Annotated in this window: 20 protein-coding genes; 8 read left to right on the forward strand and 12 right to left on the reverse strand. The window is 71.6% G+C overall.

What is annotated here, in order from left to right:
* The first annotated feature begins 24 nt into the window (after nucleotides 1–24).
* Nucleotides 25–1,119 (forward strand): uroporphyrinogen-III synthase, encoded by a 1,095-nt coding sequence (locus LQF12_RS05765; RefSeq protein ID WP_231055530.1) that lies wholly within the window; start codon nucleotides 25–27, stop codon nucleotides 1,117–1,119.
* A 441-nt stretch (nucleotides 1,120–1,560) separates the two neighbouring features.
* On the opposite strand, the gene LQF12_RS05770 is transcribed toward LQF12_RS05765, so the two are convergent.
* Entirely contained in the window at nucleotides 1,561–3,153 is a 1,593-nt protein-coding gene (locus LQF12_RS05770; RefSeq protein WP_231055023.1) for an HNH endonuclease signature motif containing protein, read from the reverse strand.
* A 146-nt stretch (nucleotides 3,154–3,299) separates the two neighbouring features.
* On the opposite strand from LQF12_RS05770, the gene fgd reads away from it, so the two are divergent.
* A complete protein-coding gene (gene fgd / locus LQF12_RS05775; RefSeq protein ID WP_231055024.1) occupies nucleotides 3,300–4,322 on the forward strand; it encodes a glucose-6-phosphate dehydrogenase (coenzyme-F420) in 1,023 nt (340 codons plus the stop codon).
* A 76-nt stretch (nucleotides 4,323–4,398) separates the two neighbouring features.
* Entirely contained in the window at nucleotides 4,399–5,157 is a 759-nt protein-coding gene (locus tag LQF12_RS05780; protein ID WP_354004700.1) for a sirohydrochlorin chelatase, read from the forward strand.
* Nucleotide 5,158: 1 nt separating this feature from the next.
* Here LQF12_RS05780 and LQF12_RS05785 read toward each other — a convergent pair whose 3' ends face one another.
* Genes LQF12_RS05785 through LQF12_RS05795 form a run of 3 tightly spaced genes read right to left on the reverse strand, consistent with a single transcriptional unit; the run spans nucleotide 5,159 to nucleotide 9,927 of the window.
* Nucleotides 5,159–6,079 carry an NADP-dependent oxidoreductase gene (locus tag LQF12_RS05785; RefSeq protein WP_231055025.1) on the reverse strand — a complete coding sequence of 307 codons (921 nt, stop codon included), beginning with the start codon at nucleotides 6,077–6,079 and terminating at the stop codon, nucleotides 5,159–5,161.
* 17 nt (nucleotides 6,080–6,096) lie between these two features.
* Nucleotides 6,097–8,751 carry a valine--tRNA ligase gene (gene valS / locus LQF12_RS05790; protein WP_231055026.1) on the reverse strand — a complete coding sequence of 885 codons (2,655 nt, stop codon included), beginning with the start codon at nucleotides 8,749–8,751 and terminating at the stop codon, nucleotides 6,097–6,099.
* 60 nt (nucleotides 8,752–8,811) lie between these two features.
* Nucleotides 8,812–9,927 (reverse strand): PfkB family carbohydrate kinase, encoded by a 1,116-nt coding sequence (locus LQF12_RS05795; protein ID WP_231055027.1) that lies wholly within the window; start codon nucleotides 9,925–9,927, stop codon nucleotides 8,812–8,814.
* Between the two features lie 56 nt (nucleotides 9,928–9,983).
* Here LQF12_RS05795 and LQF12_RS05800 point away from each other — a divergent pair, with 56 nt between their 5' ends.
* The 3 genes from LQF12_RS05800 to cofE are packed head-to-tail and all read left to right on the forward strand — an operon-like array spanning nucleotide 9,984 to nucleotide 13,151.
* Nucleotides 9,984–11,366, forward strand: coding sequence for a family 4 glycosyl hydrolase (locus tag LQF12_RS05800; RefSeq protein WP_231055028.1), 1,383 nt, complete (start codon nucleotides 9,984–9,986; stop codon nucleotides 11,364–11,366).
* A 55-nt stretch (nucleotides 11,367–11,421) separates the two neighbouring features.
* Nucleotides 11,422–12,417 carry a TIGR03557 family F420-dependent LLM class oxidoreductase gene (locus LQF12_RS05805; protein WP_231055029.1) on the forward strand — a complete coding sequence of 332 codons (996 nt, stop codon included), beginning with the start codon at nucleotides 11,422–11,424 and terminating at the stop codon, nucleotides 12,415–12,417.
* Nucleotides 12,417–13,151 carry a coenzyme F420-0:L-glutamate ligase gene (gene cofE, locus LQF12_RS05810; RefSeq protein WP_231055030.1) on the forward strand — a complete coding sequence of 245 codons (735 nt, stop codon included), beginning with the start codon at nucleotides 12,417–12,419 and terminating at the stop codon, nucleotides 13,149–13,151. Before LQF12_RS05805 ends, cofE begins: the two co-directional genes overlap by 1 nt.
* Nucleotides 13,152–13,235: 84 nt before the next feature.
* On the opposite strand, the gene LQF12_RS05815 is transcribed toward cofE, so the two are convergent.
* On the reverse strand, nucleotides 13,236–15,569 hold the full coding sequence (locus tag LQF12_RS05815; protein WP_231055031.1) for an MMPL family transporter: 2,334 nt from the start codon (nucleotides 15,567–15,569) through the stop codon (nucleotides 13,236–13,238).
* Nucleotides 15,570–15,619: 50 nt separating this feature from the next.
* Nucleotides 15,620–16,315 (reverse strand): TetR/AcrR family transcriptional regulator, encoded by a 696-nt coding sequence (locus LQF12_RS05820; RefSeq protein WP_231055032.1) that lies wholly within the window; start codon nucleotides 16,313–16,315, stop codon nucleotides 15,620–15,622.
* A gap of 97 nt (nucleotides 16,316–16,412) precedes the next feature.
* Here LQF12_RS05820 and LQF12_RS05825 point away from each other — a divergent pair, with 97 nt between their 5' ends.
* A complete protein-coding gene (locus LQF12_RS05825) occupies nucleotides 16,413–17,174 on the forward strand; it encodes a hypothetical protein (protein ID WP_231055033.1) in 762 nt (253 codons plus the stop codon).
* A gap of 3 nt (nucleotides 17,175–17,177) precedes the next feature.
* Here LQF12_RS05825 and LQF12_RS05830 read toward each other — a convergent pair whose 3' ends face one another.
* The 6 genes from LQF12_RS05830 to LQF12_RS05855 all read right to left on the reverse strand — a co-directional run bounded on the left by LQF12_RS05830 (nucleotide 17,178) and on the right by LQF12_RS05855 (nucleotide 22,876).
* The gene (locus LQF12_RS05830) at nucleotides 17,178–18,434 is read right to left on the reverse strand and encodes a phospholipase D-like domain-containing protein (RefSeq protein ID WP_231055034.1); all 1,257 of its coding nucleotides are present in this window, start codon (nucleotides 18,432–18,434) and stop codon (nucleotides 17,178–17,180) included.
* A gap of 47 nt (nucleotides 18,435–18,481) precedes the next feature.
* A complete protein-coding gene (locus tag LQF12_RS05835; protein WP_231055035.1) occupies nucleotides 18,482–19,276 on the reverse strand; it encodes an ABC transporter ATP-binding protein in 795 nt (264 codons plus the stop codon).
* On the reverse strand, nucleotides 19,273–20,301 hold the full coding sequence (locus tag LQF12_RS05840; RefSeq protein WP_231055532.1) for a putative F420-0 ABC transporter permease subunit: 1,029 nt from the start codon (nucleotides 20,299–20,301) through the stop codon (nucleotides 19,273–19,275). Before LQF12_RS05840 ends, LQF12_RS05835 begins: the two co-directional genes overlap by 4 nt.
* A 110-nt stretch (nucleotides 20,302–20,411) precedes the next feature.
* Nucleotides 20,412–21,428: a putative F420-0 ABC transporter substrate-binding protein gene (locus LQF12_RS05845; protein WP_231055036.1), complete on the reverse strand. Its 1,017-nt coding sequence runs from the start codon at nucleotides 21,426–21,428 to the stop codon at nucleotides 20,412–20,414.
* Nucleotides 21,429–21,557: 129 nt separating this feature from the next.
* A complete protein-coding gene (locus tag LQF12_RS05850) occupies nucleotides 21,558–22,373 on the reverse strand; it encodes a hypothetical protein (protein WP_231055037.1) in 816 nt (271 codons plus the stop codon).
* Nucleotides 22,370–22,876, reverse strand: coding sequence for an RNA polymerase sigma factor (locus LQF12_RS05855; protein ID WP_231055038.1), 507 nt, complete (start codon nucleotides 22,874–22,876; stop codon nucleotides 22,370–22,372). Before LQF12_RS05855 ends, LQF12_RS05850 begins: the two co-directional genes overlap by 4 nt.
* 150 nt (nucleotides 22,877–23,026) lie before the next feature.
* On the opposite strand from LQF12_RS05855, the gene LQF12_RS05860 reads away from it, so the two are divergent.
* Complete coding sequence (locus LQF12_RS05860; protein ID WP_231055039.1) at nucleotides 23,027–23,734, forward strand: hypothetical protein; 708 nt, start codon at nucleotides 23,027–23,029, stop codon at nucleotides 23,732–23,734.
* Nucleotides 23,735–23,754: the final 20 nt, after the last annotated feature.

Consider the following 23,754-nt stretch of genomic DNA (forward strand, 5'->3'; position numbering starts at 1 on the left):
GCACGTCCGCACCTGCACCAGGTGATGGCCGGGTGTACCGTGCTGCTCACCGCCGACCGGCGCAAAGGCGAGCTGGCGGCGGCCCTGCAACGCCGTGGTGCGCAGGTGCGTCACGCACCGGCGCTGAGCATCACCTCGCACGTCGACGATGAGTTGCTGATGGCCGACACGCGCCGGCTGATCGAGCAGCCGCCGGATGTGGTGGTCGTGACCACCGGCATCGGTTTCCGCGGGTGGGTGGAGGCCGCGGACGCACACGGCATCGCCGAGCCGTTCCTGGCGGTGCTGGAGCGGTCCAGGATCGTCGCGCGGGGCCCGAAGGCGCGCGGCGCCATCCAGGCGGCTGGTCTGACCGCGGACTGGGTGGCCGAGTCGGAGACGTCGGCCGAGATCGCCGATGTGCTGCTGGGTGAAGGCGTCGCCGGGCTGCGGGTGGCCGTCCAGCACCATGGCGCAGGCGCCGATGGTCTGGACGTGGTCTTCGCCGAGGCCGGGGCGCAGGTGTGCAGTCTCGTGGTCTACCGCTGGGGCCCGCCGCCGGACCCGCAAGCGCTGCGGGACTCGGTGCATGCAGCGGCCGACGGGGAGATCGACGCCGTGGTGTTCACCTCGGCGCCCGGTGCCGAGGCGTGGCTGAAAGCCGCCGAGGAGGAGGGCGTGGGGGAGGGCGTGCTGGCGCGCTTGCGTGACTGGTCGATGGTGCCCGCTGCGGTGGGTCCGGTGACGGCGAAGCCGCTGGAGCACCGCGGTGTCGCGCCGCTCCAGCCCGAGCGTGGCCGTCTGGGTGCGTTGGTGCGTGCGTTGGTGGCGCACTACGAGCACGCCGAGACCGTGGCTCTGTGCACGCCTGTCGGTGCCCTGCAGATTCGTTCACGCGTGGCAGTGCTGGACGGGCAGGTTCTGCCGCTCTCGCCCAGTGGGATCGCCGTGCTGCGGCTGCTCGCAGCATCGGCGGGTGCCGTGGTCTCCCGAGCAGAGGTGCTCGCTGCCCTCCCGGGGGAGTCGACGGACCCGCACGCGGCCGAGGTGGCGATCGGCCGGCTGCGTGAGGCAGCCGGCAAGGAGCTGATCAAGACCGTCGTCAAGCGCGGCTACCGGCTCGAGGTGGCGCCTGGCTGAGGGCGCCGCCCGTCACTGCGGTGGTGCCGGCTCCCTCGCGCGCCGTGCGGCAACTGCGGCTGACCCGATGGTGGCGCTCACACCGAACGCCAGCAGCGCCCCGCTCAGCAGGTCCTCACACGGCGAGACGTAGGTACCGGTGGCCACCTGTTCGCTGTCGATCCACCACGTGCACGCGAGTGATCGTGGCGCCGAGGATTCCGAGCGCGATCAGCACAGCGCCCACCGCACGAACCACGCGAGTGCCCGAGAGTCGCTGCCCGTTGTCGCTCAGTACTCCCACGTGCCACCGCCCCCCGAAACGGTTGTGATCGTGCGAGTCTGATGGAGCTCTCCCATGACGACTCACACCCGAGATTCACGTCCAGGCTACGACCCCTCGACGACCGACGTGCCTGTGGCCCCGCTGAGCGTTGCTCGGCGGGGTTCGGGGCGGGGTACTCAGAAGGGTGGGGGGTCGAGGCCGGGGTCGTCTGGCCGGTTCTTCGGTGGGGTCGGTGCGGGCGCCCGCGATCGGCGGGGTTGATCAGGTGTTGGTCTTTCGGGTGGGCCGGGCCGGTCCCGGTGGGCGGCGTGCCCGCAGGGATGCGGTGACGGTGATGGTGCGTGGCGCGGGGGGTGTCCGGGGGCCGCGCCTGGGGAGGGGACGGGGAAGGTGCCGCGCCCGTCCACGAGCACCAACTCCCCGCTGGGGGAGGTCCACAGGTAGGTCCCGGGTGTGATCATGACGTAGGACCAGGCCCCGTGCGTCTTCGCCCTGTGGTGCCGGCGGCACAGCGGCGCGAGGTTGCACCCACACGTGGGGCCACCCTGCTCGAACGGGACGATGTGGTCGAGGTCGCACGCCCGGGCGCGGCGGGTGCAGGAAGGGAACACACACTGCGGGTCGCGTGTGGTGACCTGGTGACGAAGGCGGCCCGCGATCTCATAGCTCTCGGTCGGGTAGTGACCGGACAGGTCCACCACCGGGCGCACCAGCACCCTCGTGCCGGGCGTGGCGCACCATGACCTGATCTGCTCGGCCGAGACCGGCGAGCGGGTGTTCTCACACCGCCCCACCACCCCCGAGCCTGGCCGGCCATCACACGAGGGGTCGAGGGCGTCAGCGCTCAGATGCAGGATCAGCTCGATCCGACGCCCGGGATCGGTGGACGGCTGCGTGGGAGGCGGTTCGGCGCTGTCTTGATCACCCGCCGCCCTCTCGACCGGTGGGATCGCCAGCATGAGCTCCCGGCGGGCGATCTCACCGACCGCCCGGGCCCGGCGGGCATCCAGACTCTCGGCGGACCCGAACGCCCGCAACTGGGCCGCCGTCGCGGACACCGCCGCATCCAGATCGAGCGCATCAGCCAGATCGAGGACCCCGTCCACCTCGACCGTGCCGCCCGCACCGACCACCTCCGGGCCGCCGGGCTCGTCCAACACGATGTCGAAGTGGCGGCCCTCATCCGCCTCCCGCCGCCGGGCCTCGGCCGCCTCAGGATCGAACCGATCCAACGCCGCAGCGACCGCCCGTCGCACCTGGGCCCCCGAGCAGGACCCGATCACCGGCGCCAGCTGCGCATCGACCCAGGCAGCGCCCTCAGCAGACAGGACCCTGGTGGAGCGGGCCACCTCCCGTGCCCGCCACAGCCGCACCTGCCCGCACACCACCCGCTCCCACAGACGCGGCAGACGGAAGGCCAACTCGGCGATCTCCCCGACGTAGCCGCGCGCAGCATCGGGCGACATCCACAACGTGGCGGCCAGCTCGCAGAACTCCAGATCCGCCACCCACGGCGCACCCGGGCCCGCCAGGCGCATCGGAGCCTCCAACCCCGCCAGCACCGCCCCCTCGACCGGCTCGTCCGGCCCGATCACCCGTTCGCGGGCCTCCGCACCGGCGTCGGCGACAGCGTGCTCACCCACCCACGCCACCACCAACCGCGCCGTCTCCACCTCCCACGCCGACGCCGCCGCACGAGCCTCACGCAACGACGACAGCACACCCCGCCGCGGATCCACCACGGAACCAGAAGGAGGTGTCGTCGTCATGGATCCCACTCAACCACCGACCACTGACACTGATGATGTGTGCACCTCCCGGGTGGTGGGCGGCCTTCCCGATCGGCGGCGCGCTCGGGAAGGCGAGGGCCGCCGTCGGGGTTAGATTCGACGTACCCCACGAAAGGACGCACGCGATGCTGCCCCTCACCCTCGGCTACAAGGCCTCCGCCGAACAGTTCGGACCCCGCGAGCTCGTCGAGCTCGGCGTCGCTGCCGAGGCCCACGGGATGGACTCGGTGGCAATCAGCGACCACTTCCAGCCGTGGCGGCACGAGGGTGGTCACGCCCCGTTCTCACTGACCTGGATGGCGGCAGTCGGCGAGCGCACCGAGCGCATCCGCATCGGTACCTCGGTCATGACGCCCACCTTCCGCTACAACCCCGCGGTCCTCGCCCAGGCGTTCGCCACGATGGGCATGCTCTATCCGGACCGGGTGATGCTCGGCGTCGGCACGGGGGAAGCCCTCAATGAGATCGCCACCGGCTTCCAGGGCGCCGGGGAGCAGCAGTGGCCGGAGTTCAAGGAGCGCTTCGCCCGCCTGCGGGAGGCCGTCCGGCTCATGCGGGCGCTGTGGGCCGGCGAACGGGTGGACTTCGACGGCGAGTACTACTCCACCCACGGCGCCAGCATCTACGACAAGCCCGAGGGCGGCATCCCCGTCTACATCGCCGCCGGTGGGCCGGTGGTCGCCCGCTACGCAGGGCGCGCCGGCGACGGCTTCATCTGCACCTCCGGCAAGGGCATGGAGCTCTACACGGACAAGCTCCTGCCCGCCGTGGCCGAAGGCGCCGGCAAAGCCGAACGGGACGCGGAGCAGATCGATCGGATGATCGAGATCAAGATCTCCTACGACACCGACCCGGACCTGGCGCTGGAGAACACCCGTTTCTGGTCCCCGCTCTCCCTCAGTCCGGAGCAGAAGCATTCCATCGACGACCCCGTCGAGATGGAGCGCGCCGCTGACGAGCTCCCGATCGAGCAGATCGCCAAGCGCTGGATCGTCGCCTCCGACCCCGACGACGCCGTGGAGCAGGTGCTCGACTACCGCCGCGCCGGGTTCAACCACCTCGTCTTCCACGCTCCCGGCCACGATCAGCGACGCTTCCTCGAGCTGTTCGAACGTGATCTCGCGCCCCGGTTGCACGCCGCGGGGTGATCGGCCTGCGAGACGCCGGTGACGTGGTGGCAACCGAGGAAGCCATCCATGGAAACCTGGACGCTCTAGCGTCACCATGGTGACGACCACCGCCTGGGCCCCGACCGAGGAGCCGACCATGTCCCGGACGTCCACCGACCCGGCTCCGCCGGTGCTGCTCGCCTGCTCGCACGGCACCTCCTCCCCGGCCGGCCAGCGGGCGATCGCCGCACTGGTGGACGCGGTGGCCGCCGGCCGACCCGAGATCCCGGTCTCCTCAGCCTTCGTCGACGTGCAGGAGCCCGACGTCCCCACCATCCTCGACGAGCTCGGCGAGACCGAGGTGCGGGTGGTGCCGCTGCTGATCTCGGCTGGGTACCACGTGCACGTGGACCTGGCCGAGGCGGTCGACGGGCGCGCCGGCGCCCACGTGACAGGTGCGCTCGGCCCCGACCCCCGGTTGATCGCTCTGCTCACGCGCCGGCTGCACGAGGCAGGGCTGCACGCGGGGGACGCGGTGGTGCTGGCAGCGGCCGGATCCTCCAACGCCGGCGCCGTGGCCGACTGCCGGCAGGTGGGGGAGGAGCTGGCGGCCGCGTTGGGCCGCCCGGTCACCACGGCGTTCCTGTCCGCGGCGCAGCCGCGCCTTCCCGACGCCGTAGCCGAGGCCCGCGGCCGTCTCACCGCTCCCGGTGCCCGGGTGGCGGTGGCCACCTACCTCCTCGCGCCGGGCTACTTCGCCGACCTCGCGGCCCGTTCGGGGGCCGAGCTGGTCACCCCGCCGCTGCTCACCGACGACGAGCCCCCCGCGACCGAGCTGGTCGAGATCGTGCTCGACCGCTACCAGGAACGCTGAGTCACCCGACTCGCAGCACGACCTTGCCGGTCGTGGTCCCCGACTCCACCGCCTCGTGCGCCGCGGCGGCCTCGGTCCACGGCAGCACCCGGTCGATGATCACCTCGAACCGGCCCTCGGTGAGCAGATCCGCGACCTCTCCGAGCGCATGCCAGGCGCGACCCTCGGACCCGTCGGTGACGATCGCCGCCGTCTCGCCGGAGAAGTCGGCGATCGTGGCCACCCGGGCAGCGTCACCGGTGAGCTCGATCAGCTCCGACGCCGCGCCCTTCCCGGCCAGATCGGCCGAGACGAGCTCCGCTGCCGCGAGTCCGGCTTCGGCGAGCACGCCCCGGACCCGATCGGCCAGCCCCGGGCCGTAGGTCGTCACCAGCCCACCGAGGCGCCGCACGAGGTCATGCTTGCTCTCCGAGGCGGTGCCCACCACGTGCACTCCGCGGGCTCTCGCGAGCTGGACCAACGCCGTCCCGACCCCGCCGGAGGCACCGTCGACGACGAGCACCTGCCCGCCCTCGGCGTGCACCGCCTCCAGGATCCGTACGGCCGTCTCGGCAGCGGTCACCACCGCGGCGCTCTCCTCGCTGCCCACGTCCTCGGGCGTCGACCAGAACGCCGTCAGGGTGGCGAACTCGGCCGTGACGGAACTGCCCGCGCCGAAGACACGCTGGCCGACCTCGTATCCCCGCACACCCTCGCCGATCTCGTCCACGACGCCGGCGGCGTCGGAGCCCGGAACGCGTGGGGCACGCAGCACGCGCCCAGGCTTGGCCATGGCGCCGGACCGCAGCGTGGCGTCGATCGGGTTCACGGCCACCGCCTCGACGGCGATCCGCACCTCGCCGGGGCCGGCGTGCGGCTCCTCGGTCTCACCGAGGGTGAGGACGTCGGGTCCGCCATAGGAGTGGTACTGGAGTGCGCGCACGAGGGGCTCCGATCGGGCTACTGGGGCTGCTTGGGTTCGGGGGGCAGCAGCTCCCCGGTCACCGCGATTCCGGTGGCGTCGGTGGATTCGGTGACGGTCAGCTCACCCGTCACCCGGCCGGCGGCCCGCAGGTCACCGGCCACGGCCTCCACCAGAGCCCGCTGCCCGGCCGGCACGGTCAGGGACGCGGAGACGAAGGAGGTGCGCTGGGAGACCTTGGCCTCCGACTTCACCTTCCGCATCGCGGCCAGGGCCGCACCGGCGGCCGGCAGCAGAGCGGGGTCGCCGTCCCCGGCGGCCTGGCGCAGCAGGTCCGGCGTCGGCCAGGCGGCCCGGTGCACCGAGCCCTCCCGCCACCAGGACCAGACCTCCTCGGTGGCGAACGGCAGGAACGGGGCGAACAGCCGCAGCAGCGTGTCGAGGGAGAGCCACAGCGCCGCACGAGCGCTGGCGGTCGCCTCGGCCGTCACCGCAGCGGCCTCGCCGCCGTAGGCACGATCCTTGACCAGCTCGAGGTAGTCGTCGGTGAAGGTCCAGAAATAGGACTCGGCCAGCTCCAGTGCCCGGGCGTGGTCGAACCCCTCGAACGCCGCACTCGCCCTCTCCACCACACCGGCCAGCTCGGCGAGCGCCGCGCGGTCGATCGGCTCGGTCACGGCCGCCGGGTCCAGGGTCAGGGAGTCGGCACCGAAGGACAGGGCGAACTTGCTGGCATTGAGCAGCTTGATCGCCAATCGCCGGCCGATCTTCATCTGCCCCTCGTCGAAGGCGGTGTCGGCGCCCAGACGGGCCGAGGCGGACCAGTAGCGGACGGCGTCGGAGCCGTGCTGTTCCAGCAGACCCAGCGGGGTGACCACGTTGCCCTTGGACTTGGACATCTTCTTGCGGTCCGGGTCGAGGATCCAGCCGGAGATGGCGGCCCTGTGCCAGGGCAGGCTGTCGTGCTCCGCGTTCGCCCGCACCACGGTGGAGAACAACCAGGTGCGGATGATGTCGTGCCCCTGCGGGCGCATGTCATAGGGGAAGACGGTCTCGAAGAACTCCGGGTCGCGCTCCCAGCGGCCCGCCAGCTGCGGGGTCAGCGAGGAGGTGGCCCAGGTGTCGAGCACGTCCGGGTCGCCCACGAAGCCGCCCGGCTCGCCACGCTGCTCGGCGGTGTAGCCCTCGGGCACGTCGGTGGCGGGGTCGATCGGCAGCTGGTCCTCGCTGGGCACCAGCGGGTTGTCGTAGACGATCTCGCCGGCGTCATCCAGCCGGTACCAGACCGGGAAGGGCACACCGAAGAATCGCTGGCGGGAGAGCAGCCAGTCACCGGTGAGTCCGTCCACCCAGTTCTCGTACCGGGACTCCATGTGCCCCGGGTACCAGGTGATCTCCTTGCCGCGCTTGACCAGCGCCTCGCGGAGGTCGGCGTCGCGTCCGCCGTTGCGCACGTACCACTGCCGGGAGGAGACGATCTCCAGCGGCTTGTCGCCCTTCTCGAAGAACTTCACCGGGTGGGAGATCGTGCGCGGTTCGCCGTGCAGGTCACCGGACTCGGTGAGCAGCTCCACCATCGTCTTCTGCGCGGAGAAGACCGTCATGCCCACCAGCCGCTCGTAGGCGGCCAGCCCCTCGGGCGAGGTGATCGCCGTCGGGGGCTCGGCGAGGATGCGCCCGTCGCGGCCGATGATGGTGCGGGTGGGCAGGTTCAGCTCGCGCCACCAGGTGACGTCGGTGGTGTCACCGAAGGTGCAGATCATCGCGATCCCGGCGCCCTTGTCCGGGTCGGCGAGCGGGTGGGCGAGCACCGGCACCTCGACCCCGAACACCGGGGAGGTGACGCTCGAGCCGAACAGCGGCTGGTAGCGCTCGTCGTCGGGGTGGGCCACCAGTGCCACGCACGCGGCGAGCAGCTCCGGCCGGGTGGTCTCGATGACCACTGGTCCGTCCGGGCCATGGAAGGAGATCCGGTGATAGGCCCCCTCCCGGTCCCGGTCCTCCAGCTCGGCCTGGGCGACGGCGGTCTGGAAGGTGACGTCCCACAGCGTCGGGGCCTCGATCTGGTAGGCCTCGCCACGGGCGAGCTGACGCAGGAACGCGCGCTGCGACGTCTGCTGGGCCGCCGGACCGATGGTCTGGTAGGTCTGCGCCCAGTCCACGCTCAGGCCCAGGTAACGGAAGACCTGCTCGAAGCTCTTCTCGTCCTCGGCGGCCAGTCCCAGGCACAGCTCGACGAAGTTCTGCCGGGAGATCGGGGTGGGCCGGTGCTTCTTCGGCACGTCACCGGCATACGGCGGGGTGAAGTCCGCCTCGTAGGGCAGCGAGGTGTCCACCTGCACGCCGTAGTAGTTCTGCACCCGCCGCTCGGTGGGCAGGCCGTTATCGTCCCAGCCCATCGGGTAGAACACCTCGCGGCCGCGCATCCGCTGGTAGCGGGCCATGCAGTCGGTGTGGGTGTAGGAGAAGACGTGCCCGATGTGCAGCGAGCCGGACGCCGTCGGGGGAGGTGTGTCGATCGAGAACACCTGCGCACGCGGGCGGGTGCGGTCGAAGGCGTAGGTGCCCTTCTCACCCCACGCCTGCGCCCAGCGGTTCTCCAGACCGTCGAGCGAGGGCTTGTCCGGTACCTGCGCGACCGGGCGGAGGGGCTCGATCGGGGCGGTGGCAGGGTGCGGGGTGTGCTCGCTCATGGTGCCCGATCATCCCAGATCCGGACACAGCCGTGCTAATCGCCCGTTCGCCGCCTCCGGTCAGGATCGTGCGGTCGGGGGTCCCACGTCCGGTGAGGCGAGGTCGGCGTCGGAGAACCGGGCGATGGTGGCCTCTGCGCGCCGCACCCGCCGGGTGGTGACCCCGGCGAGGCAGTCGGGGAGGAAGGAGTAGGCGTCAGCGGTCTCGCGGGCGTCGTCGTCCCCGGAATCGGCCCGGTGGCGCACCTGACGCCACCAGTCGGCGATGTCGCCCCACCCGGGAGCGGCCAGGGACCCGCCGAACTGCTGCACGGCGAGCGAGGAGCACAGGGCGGCGAACCGCAGGCGCTTGGTCAGCGGCCACTCCCGCACCGTGCCGAGCACCAGCGCGGCGGCGAAGACGTCCCCGGCGCCGGTGGGGTCGATCGCCTCCACCTCCAGGGCGGGCACCTCGGCCTCCTCCCCGGTGGCCGAGTCGATGGCGATCACCCCCTGGTGACCGCGGGTGATGACCGCCAGCGGCACATGGTCGGCCAGGGCGTGCAGAGCGGCTCGGGGCGAGTCGGTGCGCGTGTAGCCCATCGCCTCCTGCTCGTTCGGGGTGAATGCGTAGCAGTCGGCCAGGTCGGTGAGGATCCGCTGGTCCCACTCCTGCTCGGGGTCCCAGCCGGCGTCGGCGAACACCAGCGCCCCGTCGGTTGCCGCGGTGCGCCACCAGCCGGCCTCGCGCACCGCCGGATCGCCCAGATCGGCGAGCACGGCCCGGGTGCGCGGTGGCGGGTCGAGCAACGCGGCCACCGGTTCCGGCGGTGGGTGGCCGTGGGTCACCATCGACCGGTCGGCCGCCATCGCCAGCGACACCGTGACCGGGGTGTGCCAGGCGTGGAATCGGCGTGACCTGCTCAGGTCCACCCGTTCCTGGTCGCGCAGCACCTGCCACATCCAGTCCCCGTAGAGGTCATCGCCGAAGCCGGCCGCCAGCCCCGTGCACAGACCCAGCCTGGAAGTGGCCACGGCGAGGTTCGCGATGCCACCGGGGGAGGAACCCATCCCGGTGGTCCATACCTCAGTGCCCGGCGCCGGCGGGTGCGGGAAGCCGGTGAAGACGACGTCGAAGAAGACCGTGCCGGCGAGCAGCACGTCGAAGGAGTCGGCGGCCTCGGCGCTGGTGGACATGATGGGCCCGAGTCTGCCACGGCTCCTGCCGCGGAGGGTGGGATACGTTGAGGACCATGAAGCTGGTGATTCTCGGCGGCGGTGGTTTCCGCGTGCCGCTGGTGTTCTCGGCCGTGCTGGCCGCCCGGCACCGGGCCCCCATCACCGAGGTGGTCCTGCAGGATGCCGACGCCTCCCGCCTGAGCATCATGCACCGCGTGCTCACCGAGCAGGCGGACCAGCCCACCCCCGACGGCGCAGCTCACCCGGGCCAGGAGGCCGGCCCCGGCGTGCGCGTGCTGGCCACGACCGACCTGGACGAGGCGGTGACCGGAGCCGACGTCGTCTTCGCCGCCATCCGGGTGGGCGGGACCCGCGGCCGGGTGCTCGACGAGAAGGTCGCGCTCGAACGAGGTCTGCTCGGCCAGGAGACGATCGGCGCCGGCGGTCTGGCCTACGCGCTGCGGACGCTGCCGATGATGGAGCATGTGGCGGCCCGGATCGCCGAGCTCGCGCCGCAGGCCTGGACGATCAACTTCACCAACCCGGCCGGGCTGATCACCGAGGCGATGCGCACGCATCTGGGGGAGCGGGTGGTCGGCATCTGCGACACCCCGATCGGGCTGGTGCGGCGAGTGGCGCGAGCCCTCGGCGTGGACGTGAGCGCCGAAGGGGTCGAGGTGGACTACCTCGGCCTGAACCACCTGGGTTTCCTGCACGGGCTGCACGTCGACGGCGTCGATCGGCTGCCGGAGCTCCTCGCCGACGACGCGATGCTGAGCCGGATCGAGGAGGCCCGTACCCTCGGCCTGGAGTGGGTGCGCGCCCGCGGGGCGATCCCCAACGAGTACCTCTACTACTACGACTACCCGCGGGAGGCGGCTGCGGCGATCCGCGCCGCCGACCAGACCCGCGGGCAGTTCCTGGACGCCCAGCAGGCCCAGTTCTACCTGGACGCCGCCCGCGCCGACGACCCCAGGGCGGTATGGGCAGCCACGCTGGCCGAGCGCGAGTCCACCTACATGGCCGAGACGCGGGGCGCCGAGGCGCAGCGGGAAGAGGCGGACCAGGGCGGCGGCTACCACGAGGTCGCCGTCGATCTGATGGCGGCACTCCTGGCGGGGGAGCGGCACCGGATGATCCTGGACATCGCCAACCACGGGATCATCCCCGCGCTGCCCGAGGACGCGGTGATCGAGGCGCCCTGCACCGTCGCCGGTGGCCAGATCCGGGCCGAGACGCCGGCCACACCGCTCGCCCTCGACGAACTCGCCCTGGTCACCGCGGTGAAGGCGGCCGAGCGCGGCATCATCGCCGCCGCCCGGTCGGGTTCGCGGGAGCAGGCGTGGCGCGCGTTCGCGGTGCACCCGCTCGTCGACTCCGCGGCCGTGGCCCGCGACCTGGTCGAGGCCTACATCGGAGCCCACCCGACGATCGCCGCGGTGCTGGACCAGCCCTAGCAGTGCCTGCAGCCCCCGCGCGGTCGCGCGGTCGCCGTCGGATATCGTGCGCACCATGGCGAGCATCGGCTACGCGGCTGCCCTCGAGCAGCTGCACCCACGCGACGCCGTCGACCTCGCCCAGCGCGCCGAGGAGCAGGGACTGAGCGGCACGATGGCCACCGACGTGATGCAGCCCTGGGTCCCCGCGCAGGGCCAGGCGAGCTTCGTGTGGAACGTGCTCACCGCCGTCGCCGAACGGACGCGCGGTGACCTCGGCCCCGGGGTGAGCGTGCCGGCCTTCCGCTGGCACCCGGCCGTGCTGGCCCAGGCCAGTGCGACCCTGGCGGCGATGTATCCGGGCCGGCACTGGCTCGGCATCGGCTCCGGGGAGGCGATCAACGAGCATGCGGTGGGCCGGTACTGGCCGGAGGCACCCGAGCGCATCAACCGGATGTTCGAGGCGATCGACCTCATCTCCAAGCTGTTCACCGCCTCCCTCGCCGGCAAGGACCACAAGCACTCCGGGGAGTTCTTCCGGATGGAGTCCACCCGGTTGTGGACCATGCCCGAGGCGGCGCCGCCTATCCTGGTGGCCACCGCAGGGCCGGTCACCGCCCGCCGGGCCGGGCGCCTCGCCGACGGGCTGATCACCATGGGAGGGCCGAGCGAGAAGGTCGCGCGCCTGTTCGAGCGGTTCGCCGCTGGGGCCCGTGACGCCGGCAAGGACGCGGCCGCCATGCCCCGGGTGATCCGACTGCACCTGTCCTGGGCGCCCACCCAGGCCGAGGCCGTCCGCCATGCCCTCACCGAGTGGCCCAACGGCGCGATGAAATTCTCCAAGGCCGACCTGCGCTCGCCCTTCGAGGTCGCCCAGATCGCCCGGATGGTGCGGCCCGAGGACTTCGCCGGTGCGATGGTGGTCTCCGCCGACCCGGCCGACCACCTCGCCGAGATCCAGCGGTACGTGAACCTCGGTGCCACCCGCCTCTACCTGCACAACGTGGGCCGCAACCAGTCCGAATGGCTGGACGTGCTCGGCTCCGAGATCCTTCCGAAGGTGGTTCATTGATGCTGCTCGCCCAGGCGCCCGAGGGGATACCCGAGGTCACTTCCTCCACCGACCTCGCCGCCGCCCTCACCCCGGTACTCGGTGCGTTGACCTGGCCCGACGGGTCCACCGGTCTGGCGGAGGGAGACATCGTGGTCGTCGCGTCCAAGGTGGTGGCCAAGGCGGAGGGACGGCTGCGCAAGGCTGCCGACCGTGACGCCGTCATCGATGCCGAGACGGTGCGTACCGTGGCTCGGCGTGACTACCCCGACGGCTCCAGCCTGAAGATCGTGGAGAACCGGCAGGGCCTGGTGATGGCCGCCGCCGGGGTGGACTCCTCGAACGTGCTCCCCGGCACGGTGCTGCTGCTGCCCGAGGACCCGGACGAGTCCGCGCGCGGCCTGCGCCGTGGCCTGAACGCCCGGCTCGGGCTACGCCCCGGGGTGCTCGTCACCGACACCGTCGGTCGCCCCTGGCGGCGTGGGATCGCCGACATCAGCATCGGGGCGGCCGGGATCGATGTGCTGCAGGACCTGCGGGGCGAGCGGGACGCGCAGGGCCGCGAGCTACGCGCGACCGTGATCGCCGTGGCCGATGAGATCGCGGCCGCCGCCGACCTGGTGCGGGGCAAGACCGGCGGGCGACCGGTGGCCGTGGTGCGCGGGCTGAGCCACCTGGTCACCACCGAGGACGGAGCCGGTGCCCAGGCGGCCATCCGGCCGGCCGAGGAGGACATGTTCCGCACCGGCTCCTGAGGGGTGCGGCACCGAACTGACGGGCCCCAGCGATACCGTGCCGTATCCGGCACACCTGCGCTGAGGGCCGTCAGTTCGGTGCTGTTAGTTCCTGACGTCGGCGCGGTGTTTGGCCGCCTCGCCGGAGCCCTCTTCCGCTGCGGCGAGCGAGCGCACCAGCTTGTCGCCCTCGACGTCCAGGTTCGGCAGGATCCTGTCCAGCCAGCGCGGCAGCCACCACGCCTTCTCCCCGGCGATCGCCATCACCGCCGGGATGAGCGTCATCCGGACGATGAAGGCATCGAAGAGGATGCCGATGGCGAGGGCGAAGCCGATCTGCTTGATCATCGCGTCGTGGGCGAAGATGAAGCCCGCGAACACCGACACCATGATCACCGCGGCGGCGAGCACCACCCGGGCGGCGAGCTGGTAGCCGTGCCGCACCCCGCGCACCCCCGGGTGGCCGTGCACGTGCGACTCGCGCATCGAGGAGACCAGGAACACCTGGTAGTCCATCGCCAGCCCGTACAGGATCCCGGTGATGATGATCGGCAGGAAGCTCAGCAGCGGGCCGGGGGTGTCGAAACCGAACAGCTCCTTCGCCCAGCCCCACTGGAACACCGCAGTGGTGGCCCCGAGCGTGGCGAGGATGCTGAGGACGAACCCGAGGGTCGCCGTCACCGGCACGAAGAGCGAACGGAACACCAGCAGCAGAATGAGCAGCGAGAGGGCCACGATCACCGCGAGGTAGGGCACGAGGGCGTCGGAGAGCACCTGCGACATGTCGATGTTGATCGCCGTCACCCCGGTCACGCCCAGCTCGGTCGCGCCCAGGTCACCGGTGCCGTCCAGGTCACGCAGCTCGGTGACCAGATCGGCGGTGGCCTCGTCGTTCGGGCCGGCGTCAGGCACCACGGTCAACGTCAGCAGTGTGCCGTCCTCGGACTGCCCGGAGGGCATCACGGCGCTCGCACCGGGCACCTCGAGCAACTCCTCCTTCAGCGTGGTGACATCCTCGGGGGTGTAGGCCTGCGCGGACTCGGCCACCACCAGCAGGGGCGCGTTGAAACCCTCGCCGAAGCCCTCGGTCACGGCGTCATAGCTCTGCCGCTCCACCGTGTCCTCGTTCGCCGTGGCGGCCGAGGGAAGATTCAGCTGCATGCTCGCGAAAGGCACCGCGATCACGCCCAGTGCCAGCACGACGGCGACCGTCACCAGCGCCTTGCGGCGCACCAGGCCGGTGACCCAGCGGGTGGCCGGGGCCGGCGTGTCCAGCTCGTCGGTGTCGGCCTCGGCGGCCCGGGCGCGCTGCTTGGGCGTGACGAGGCGCTCACCGACCAGGCCCAGGATCGCCGGGAGCAGGGTGAGGGCCACGGCGACCGCGATCGCGACCGTGCCCGCAGCGATGAGGGCCATGATCGTCAGGAACTCCACCCCGACGACCGACAGCCCACTGAGGGCGACGATCACGGTGAGTCCGGCGAAGAAGACCGCGCTGCCGGCGGTGCCGACCGCGCGTGCGGTGGCCTCCCGGGCACTCAGGCCCTGGTCGAGCACGAACCGACGCGCGCGGTTGACCAGGAAGAGCGCGTAGTCGATGCCGACGGCCAGGCCGATCATCAGTGCCAGCACAGGCGTCACCGACGTCATCGGGATGATGCTGGAGAGCGCATAGGCGGTCCCCACGCCGATACCCACGCCGATCAGCGCGGTGATCAGCGGCAGCCCGGCCACGACCAGCGAGCCCAGGGTCAGCACCAGCACGATGGCGGCCACGACCAGGCCGACGATCTCGTTGGAGCCGATCGGCGATTCGAACGTCTGGGTGAGGCTCTCGGACGGGAGCACGCTCAGCCCAGCCGACTCGGCGCTCTCGGCGGCCTCGATGAGCTCGTCCGCGGCACCCTCGGGCAGGTTGAGCACCTGGTCGGTGAGCTGGATGTTCAACATGGCGATGGAGCCGTCGGAGGAGGTGATCACGCCCGGAACCGGGGTCTCGCCGTCCAGCAGGGGGTTCAGTTCGAGGTCGCCGCCAGGAGCGAACGCCTCGGCAGCAGCCTGCGCGGCTGCCGCCTCCTCCTCGCTCATGGTGGCCGGGTCGGTCTGCTCGGTCTCTTGGGCCACCACGATGTCGCTCGTGGTGATCTCGCTGACGGCGCTCGCGATCGCCGAGGCCGCCTCCGCGTCGTCGACCCGCTCGCCCTCGGGTGCGGTGAAGACGATGCTGGCCTGGGCACCGGCGGCGCTGGGCATCTCCTCGTCCAGGGTGTCCAGGACCTGCTGGGCGGGCGTGCCGTCGATGCGGAACTCGGTGGACAGCTGCGGCGGGTTGAGCGCCAGCGCCCCGCCCACCAGCGCGAGGAGGAGGACCCAGACGGCGATGACCCGCCCGCGCGTGCGGTAGGCGAGCGCGCCGAGGCGGTACAGGAGAGTGGACAAGGCAGGTTCCCTTTCGGTGTGCCGTGGGGGATCGGGATCTGGGGTAGGGATCAGGAGGCGGGGCCGGGGGGTGCCGGGGCGCCGATCCCGGTGGTGAGGAACGTCACGAGCCGGGCGACCAACTCCTCGGTGGTCAGCGCGGTCGGAGAGGAGCCGTCGATCTCACGGACCTGTGTCTCGCGCAGGATCACCGAGGACAGTGCGGAGACGACGACGCCGGGCACCAGCCGCGCCACGAACGGGTCGAGCGCGCCGAAGGAGGGGTTGGCGAGCAGCCGCGCCGCGTCCTCGCGGGCCTGGGCCTCGACCTGACGCACGTGGGGCAGCAACGAGGGGTGCTGCTCGGCGAGGTCGGCGAACTGCCGGAAGAGTGTGACGAGCCCCGGGTCGAGCAGGGCCCGCGTCACGTGGGCGATGGTCTCGAGCAGGTCGGTGCGGCTGAACGCGTCGATGACGGCGCACTCGTCCATCTCCGCGGTTGCGCCAGGGTGGACGAGATCCGCGAGCGAGGTGTGCACCGACATGGCGACCACGTGACTGATCGCCTCCTCCTTGCCGGAGAAGTGGTTGAAGAAGGTGCGGCGGGAGACCCCGGTCGTCTCCGCGACCTCGTCGATGGTGAAGCCGTCGACGCCGCGCTCGCGGGCGAGGGTGAAGGCGGCCCGGGCGAGCTCCGAGCGGGTCTGAGCCCGCTTGCGCTCGCGCAGGCCGGCGGCGGAACGCGTCGGTCCGGGTGGGGTGGTCACCCTTCGACGGTCACACGATAGGTGCACAGAGTGCAATTCTGCACTGTGTGCATTCCGTCACATGTGCGCGAGTCGCCGGAGGCGGGACAATGGGGGGATGAGCATGATTCCTCCGGTCGGTGCGGGCGGTATGGCAGACCCCGACGAACCCAGCAGATTGAGCTACGCGGGCCTCTACGCCGCCGCCGACCGTGAGCGCCTTCTCACGACGCTCGGTGAGCTCGGTTTCACCGGCTGGGTGGGTCCGCAGGAGGGGCGCTGGGTGCTGGCGATCGCCGTCAACGCCCGCGGTGCCGTCGCCTCCCGGCGACGCATGATCGACATGGTGGCGCGGGAGTGCGCCGAGGACCTGGGGGTGGCCGTGCTGGCTGCCGAGGTCGCGCGGGAGGAGCGGCTGCAGCTGGTCGGTTTCGACGGCGAGGGTGAACAGGTGCGCTACGACAGCAACCCTCCCGAGGAGGAGTCCCACCACGCCGAGATGGTGCTGGACGAGTTCGGCGAACCGGTGATGGCCGAGGGCGCCTTCGATGAGCCCGACGGCGAGGAGGTGGCCCGGCGGCTGCTCGCCCTGTGCGGCGTGCAGGCCCAGGACAGCGAGGCGGACTCGCTCGCCGAGCTGCTGGAGGAGGAGCTCGGGGAGTCGACGAACGAGTCCGAACGGATCAAGGCCGTCGCCCGGGCCCTGCACCTACCGACCTGGATCGTCGCCTCCTCGTCGCTGCCCCGGCGGGTGCCCGGCGGCCCGGAGCGCCATGAGGTGACCTATCTCGGCCGGGGAAGGCAGGGTGCCTCCGGCCGGTTCGCCGCCGCGTGGAGCAACCGGGTCCGCAAGAAGGCCAAGGACCCCGAGCGTCGGTGAGGGCTAGAGCAGCGGGCCGAACGGTTTGATCAGCTGCTCGAGCACGCGGGTCACCGGCCCGCGCTGACTCCACTCCTCCAGCGTCAGCTGCCGGGCGTTGGTCAGATCGGTGGCGAAGACCTGCTCCATGTGGCGGGCGAGTTCGTCGTCGAAGATCTCGAGGTTCACCTCGAAGTTCCCGGTCATCGACATCCGGTCGATGTTCGCGGTGCCGATCGTCGACCAGCGCCCGTCCACGGTCATGGTCTTGGCGTGCACCATGGCCCCGGTGAAGAGCCAGAGCGTGACTCCCGCCTCCAGCAGGGTCCGGTAGAAGGTGCGTGCGGCCCAGTCGGCGATGACGTGATTGGAGACCTCCGGCACGAGCACCCGGACGTCCACACCCCGGTCGGCGGCGGCGATGAGGGCGTGCAGGATCTCCCGGTCCGGGATGAAGTAGCCCTGGGTGATGTAGACGTGGGACTCGGCCCGGTCGATCGCCTCGAGATAGAGCCCGCGGACGGGGAACAGCAGCCGGCTCGGGGTGTTCTCGGCGGCGCGGATACGCGGCTCCCACCGCTGGGCGCCGGTGTCGGGGAGCTCGGGCTGGCCGGCTGCGCGGTGCTCGTTCCAGAAGTCGGTGAAGGCGTCCTGCAGCTCCCACACCGAAGGCCCTTCCAGCCGCACGTGCGTGTCGCGCCACTGGGTGGCGTACAGGGATCCGATGTTGTAGCCGCCGACGTACCCGACCTCGTCGTCGACGACCAGCAGCTTGCGATGGTCGCGGCCGGTCTTGCGCATGTTCATCGTGAGCAGGCCGGGCCGGAAGAAGGGGAACCACAGCACGTGCAGCGTCGGCAGGTCGGGCAGCTTCTTGAAGCGCGGGTCCACCACGAGGTTGCCCCAGCTGTCGACGATGACGTAGACCTCCACACCTCGCCGGGCGGCCGCGATCAGCTCGTCCTTGAACTGCTGGCCGACGTCGTCGGACTTCCAGATGAAGGTCTCGAAGTAGACCCTGCGTTCGGCGCCACGGATCGATTCCAGCATGGCGTCGTAGACGTGCTGGCCGTAGGTGTAGACGGTGACGTCGGTGCTGGAGACGGTCAGGGTCTGCGGGGGAGTGCGCGGGAACTCGCCCCCAGGAGGGTCACGGCGCTTGCGTAACCGATCGACCGCCACGACGACGGCGATCGCCGTGCCGTGTGCCACGGCGGCGATCGCCATCCACCAACTGAGCATGCGCCGTCCCCGGCGGAACATCAGGGACACCCTCGACATGACCCCACCGTACCCGTCCGGGAGATCGCGGCCGGGGCCGTCCCAGGTCAGAGGGTGGTGAAGACCAATGTCCGTCCGGTGCGGCCGGTCACCCACTCGGCCCGGACGCCGTACACCCGCGCAATGAGGTCAGGCGTGAGGACGTCCTCGGGACTGCCGACGGCCGCCACCGCACCCCGGTCCAGCACCAGCACCTGATCACAGGCCTGGGCGGCGTGCGCCAGGTCGTGCAGCGCCATCAGCACCCCGGTACCGCCACCGGCGACCTCCCGCACGAGCGCGAGCATCGCCAGCTGCGCGGCGACGTCGAGGTGGTTGGTCGGCTCGTCCAGCAGCAGCAGTCGCGGCTGCTGGGCGAGCGCGCGGGCGAGCTGGACGCGCTGACGCTCGCCACCGGAGAGAGTGGCGAAGTCCCGGTCGGCCAGGTCGGCTGCGCCCGCCCGGGCCAGGCACTCCTGCGCGAGCGCACGATCCGCCGGTGAGTCACCCCCGAACGGCCCGCGATGGGGGATCCGGCCCAGCAGCACCACCTCGCGGGCGGTGAGGGCGATCTCGGTATGGGCCTCCTGTTCCACGAACGCCATGGTCCGGGCCCGGGTGCGGCGGCTCAGCTCGCGCGCGTCGGTGCCGCCCAGTCGCAGCAGGCCGGCGCTCGCGGGCAGGGCGCCGACCAGCACCCGCAGCAGGGTCGACTTCCCGGAGCCGTTCGGGCCGAGGACCCCGGTCACCTCCCCGGCGCGCAGGCTGAGCGAGACCTCCCGCAGCAGCTCGGCCGACTCCACCCGGTAGCCGAGCCCCTCGGCGCTCAGGTCCGCGACGCGCAGCTCGGTCCCGGCGCTCACGAGGCGCCCCGGTGGCGCAGCAGCAACCAGGCGAAGACGGGTGCCCCGATCGCGGCGGTGAGGATGCCCACCGGGACCTCCGAGGGCTCGAAGATCGTGCGGGCGCCGGTGTCGGCCCACACCAGGAACACCGCCCCGCCCAGCGCCGCCAGCGGCAGCAACCGCACGTGCCGGGAGCCGATCAGGAGGCGCACCACGTGCGGGATGACCAGGCCGACGAACCCGATCGAGCCGCTGACGCTGACCAGCGCGCCGGTGAGCAATGCCGTCAGGGTCAGCAGCAGCCACCGGGTGCGGGGCACGTGTACGCCGAGCGAGGCGGCCGCGGTGTCGCCGAAGGCGAACGCGTCCAGGCTGCGCCCGCGGGCGAGCACGAGCGCCCCGATGATCACGACGGCGCCCCCTGCGATGGCCACGGACGTCCAGGTGGCCGCGGCCAGGGACCCCATCAGCCAGTTGATGATCTCCCGGTAGGAGTCGCCCTGGGCGGTGGAGAAGATCACGAAGGAGACCAGCGCCGAACAGCCCTGGGCCACCGCGATGCCGGCCAGGATGGTCCGCGCGGGCGTGAGCCGCCCGCCGAGCCCGGCCAGGGCGAGCGTGGCGCCGAGGGCGAGGAGGGCGCCGGCGAAGGCGGCGATCGGCAGGGCGATCGCGACGCCCAGCAGCAGCACCGCGACCGCGCCCAGTGCGGCGCCGGAGGAGACCCCGAGCAGGTAGGGGTCGGCCAGGGGGTTACGGGTGATGGCCTGCATCACGGCACCGCACAGCGCCAGACCGGCGCCGACGCAGGCCGCCGTCAGCAACCGGGGGGCGCGACCCTGCCAGACGATCGCGTCCCGGATGGTGGTCAGGGGATTGTCCGCCGGCGTGATCGGCAGGCCGCGATCGGCCAGCCAGGTGAGGCCGTGGTGCCAGGCGCTGCCGACTACGTCGGCGGGGGTGATCGCGGCCGGGCCGAGGGTGAGCGCGAGCAGCAGCGAACCGAGCAGGAGGCCGAGTCCGGCCGGGAGCCAGGCAGCCATCCCGCCGCGGACCACGGAGCGTCTCTCGGTCGGCGGAGCCGGCGTGGCTCCGCCCGCGGGTTCCTCCCGGCCGGCGGCTCGCCGGTCGGTACTGGTGGCGCCCGGTCTGCTCACCCGGCCGCCGTCGTGGACTCCAGCTCGTCGAGCTGGGTGGCGAGATCGGCCGCGGCGTCCACGCTACGCACGCCGGCCTCGCTGGCCGGGAAGGGCACGATCAGGTAGCGCTCCTCCTGCACGGCGGGCAGGACGGCGGTGGTCGGGGTGGACTCGAGCACCTCGATCTTGTGCTCGGCGGTGTTCCAGGCGGAGTCGACGAGCACGATCACGTCGGGGTTCTCCTCGGCGATCGCCTCCCACGAGGCCGAGGCCCACGTCTCCTCGGTGCCGGCCATGATGTTGCTCAGGCCGGCGGTCTCCATCAGCAACTGAGGCGCGCCGATCCCGCCGCCGACGAACGGGGTGTCGGAGCCGGAGGAGTACCACAGGGCTGTGAGCCCGGAGCCGGAGGCCTCGATACCCTCGAGCCGCTGCTGCTGGTCGGCCACCAGCTCGGCGGCGGCGTCGGGGGCGCCGAGCAGATCCCCGGCCTCGGTGATCGAGGCGAAGACGTCGTCGAAGGTGAGGGGGTCGGGCTGGTACTCCGGGGCCTGGCAGGCGGCGGGGGAGACGTAGGTGGTGATACCGAGCTGCTGCAGGTCGGCGCGCACACCGGCACCGTCGGCGGAGAAGTTCGACTCCCAGCCGGCGAACACGAGATCCGGCTCAGTCTCCAGCACCACCTCCTCCGACGGCGCGCGCTCGGCCAGCACCGGGGCATCGGCGCCGGTCCCGGCGAGGTCGCCCGGGAGTGGGCCGTCGGAGAACGCGGTGCCCACGAGCCGGTCTCCCAGTCCGAGGGCGAGCACCATCTCGGTGGAGGTGGACTTGATCGTCACGATCCGCTCCGGCGCCTCGGCCACGGTCACCTCGGTGCCGCAGTTGTCCACGGTGACGGGGTAGGTGCCCGAGGCGGCCGAGGGCGCGCCGGCGGACGCGCTGGGATCCGGATCGGCGGAGGCGCCGCCGGAGCAGCCGGCGAGGCCGAGAACGAGGGCGACGGACGCGAGTGTGGAACGGGTCGACGGCACGGCAGGGACTCCTGAGCAGGCAGAGGTCAGATGGTGCGCGGGACCCTCCGGCCAGATCGGGCCGGTCGACCCGGGGCAAGTCAGTCCCGGGGTGTCCGTGCGGCCAGTCTAGCGCCGGAGCGCTCGACCTCAGCCGCCGGGGCGCTCGATCGTGACCTCGCGCTCCTCGCCGTCGTCGGTGGTGACCGTGGCGGTCTCGGTCAGCTCGACGGCGTCCGGGAACCACACCAGGAACCAGCCTTCGTTCACTGTCGCTTCGGCGAAGCTGCCGTTCTCGGTCCGGATCTCGAGCTCGCTCACGTCTTCGCCGACGGTCCCGACGACCATCGTCATCGCCCCGTGGTCGGGCGAGGGGTTCCATGGCTCGCCCGCACTGAGCGAGTACACGCCGTCCGGCGCAGAGGGCATGACCTGGCTCGAACCACCCGGGAGGTAGCCATCGATGTGTGGCCGGTACCCGAGATCTGAGTCCTCGTCCGGCAACAGCATGCAGAACTGATAGGCACCGCTCTCGGCAGCTGAGAGCAGGACCTGGTAGTCACCTCGCTGCTCGGCGAGAATCGGGGTGATCGCAGGCGGGTCGACGTCGGCGGGCGCGACGAGCATCGTGTCCGGACACACCTGCGTGATCTCGTCGATCTCTGCGGGTCGCAGCTCGGTGGGCACGGGCGTCCAGTCGGCATACGCCATCGGCGGGTCCTGGTTGCCGAGGGTGATCGCCCCGACGGCGATCAGGCCGGCCGCTGCGGCCCCGGCGAGGATACGGCGCGTGGTCGCCGGCGGTGGTTGCGGGGCGAGTCGCCGCGCCTCCTCCAGCGGTGTGGCGCCGTCGGCGATCTGCGCGTTCACCCGCTCCAGCAGGGCGGTCGACTCGGCCTCGGAGACCTCGCGTTCGGCAGGCTTGAGGGCGGCGACCGCGCGCAGCAGGGTCGACTTCTCACTCATGCTGACCCTCCCTTCCCTGCGGTGCGGTCGAGCAGATGCAGCAACCGGCGTCTGGCGCGGAACAGCCGGACCGCGAACGTGGACTTCGTGCAACCGAGCACGGTCGCGGCCTCGTCGTTGCTCAGCTCGTCCCAGGCCACGAGCGAAATGACCTCCTGCTCGGCCCCGGTGAGCCGGTTCCAGGCGGCGGCCAGATCCTGCCGGCCGGCGATCGCGGAGGCGAGGTCGGTCTGCGCCTCCTGCGGCTGTGCGTCGATGCGCACCTTCAGCAGCGTCTGGCGATTCTGCGACCGCAGCTGGTTGCGCAGGACGTTGCGGGCGACGCCGAACAACCACGGGCGCGCGTTCTCCGGCACATCGTCGATGCGACGCCACGCCACCACGAACGTTTCGGCCACGATGTCCTCGGCCTCCGCCTCTGTGCGGCGGCGGATGAAGGCCAGCAACTCACGGTGATGCTCCCAGTAGAGAGCTTCGAACCGCCCCTCCGGGCCGGCCTTCATCCGCCTCCTCCCCGTCCCTTACACCTGGATATGTCCGGCACCCGGGGGGTGATTACACATGAGTTCTGTGTCACGATCTGATCACGCTGGGAGGCGGCTGCAGGGTTGACCGAATCGCCCCCGTTGGATACGTGACCCGGAGGCATCCCCGTGCAGGTTTCAACCGTCCGCAGCACCCGTACCCTGACCGTCGCGATCGCCGGGCTGGCGCTCGCGGCCGGCTCGGTCCTCATGACCGGCTCGCCGGCGGCGGCCGGGCAGAGCGACCCAGCCGGCGACGTCCGTGACACACCCGGCCAGGAGTCGACCGATGACGAATGGCGCGCGTGGGCAACTGCGCTCGAGGAGGAGGTCCGCATCACCGACTGGGCGGCGGACTCGGCCGCCCGCGGATGTGAGCTCGTCTCGATCGACATCACCGACACCACTGTGCCAGAGGACCAGGGGGCGCCCGCCGGGCTGACGATTCCGCTCGTCGAACGGTCGGAGGACTGCACGACGGCGTCGTCCCTGTCGCAGCAGCGCGCCACCGGCTCGTTCTCGGCGCTGGCCTCAGCCTGCACCTCGACGTCCGGGCCGGGCACGATCTGCCTGAGCCGCTCGGGCAGTTACGTCACCTCGTCCTTCACCTACCGGGGCTCCTCCAGCCCGAACGGCTTCGTCCGGATCTACCAGCGCTCGTCCTCCTCCGGCTGTGGCACAGGGAGCACCATCGCCACGGGCGGGTCCTACACCTACTCCAACGGTGAGACCCACAGCGTCTCGGCGTACGCGGGCTACGGCCACTACTCGGGCTCGTTCTGGCGCAAGACGACCTTCGGGCACACCAACTGGGGCACGGTCTGCGACAGCCTCTGAGGTCGGCTTTGGGCCGTGCC

The organism is Ruania suaedae (assembly GCF_021049265.1).
Lineage (GTDB): Bacteria > Actinomycetota > Actinomycetes > Actinomycetales > Beutenbergiaceae > Ruania > Ruania suaedae.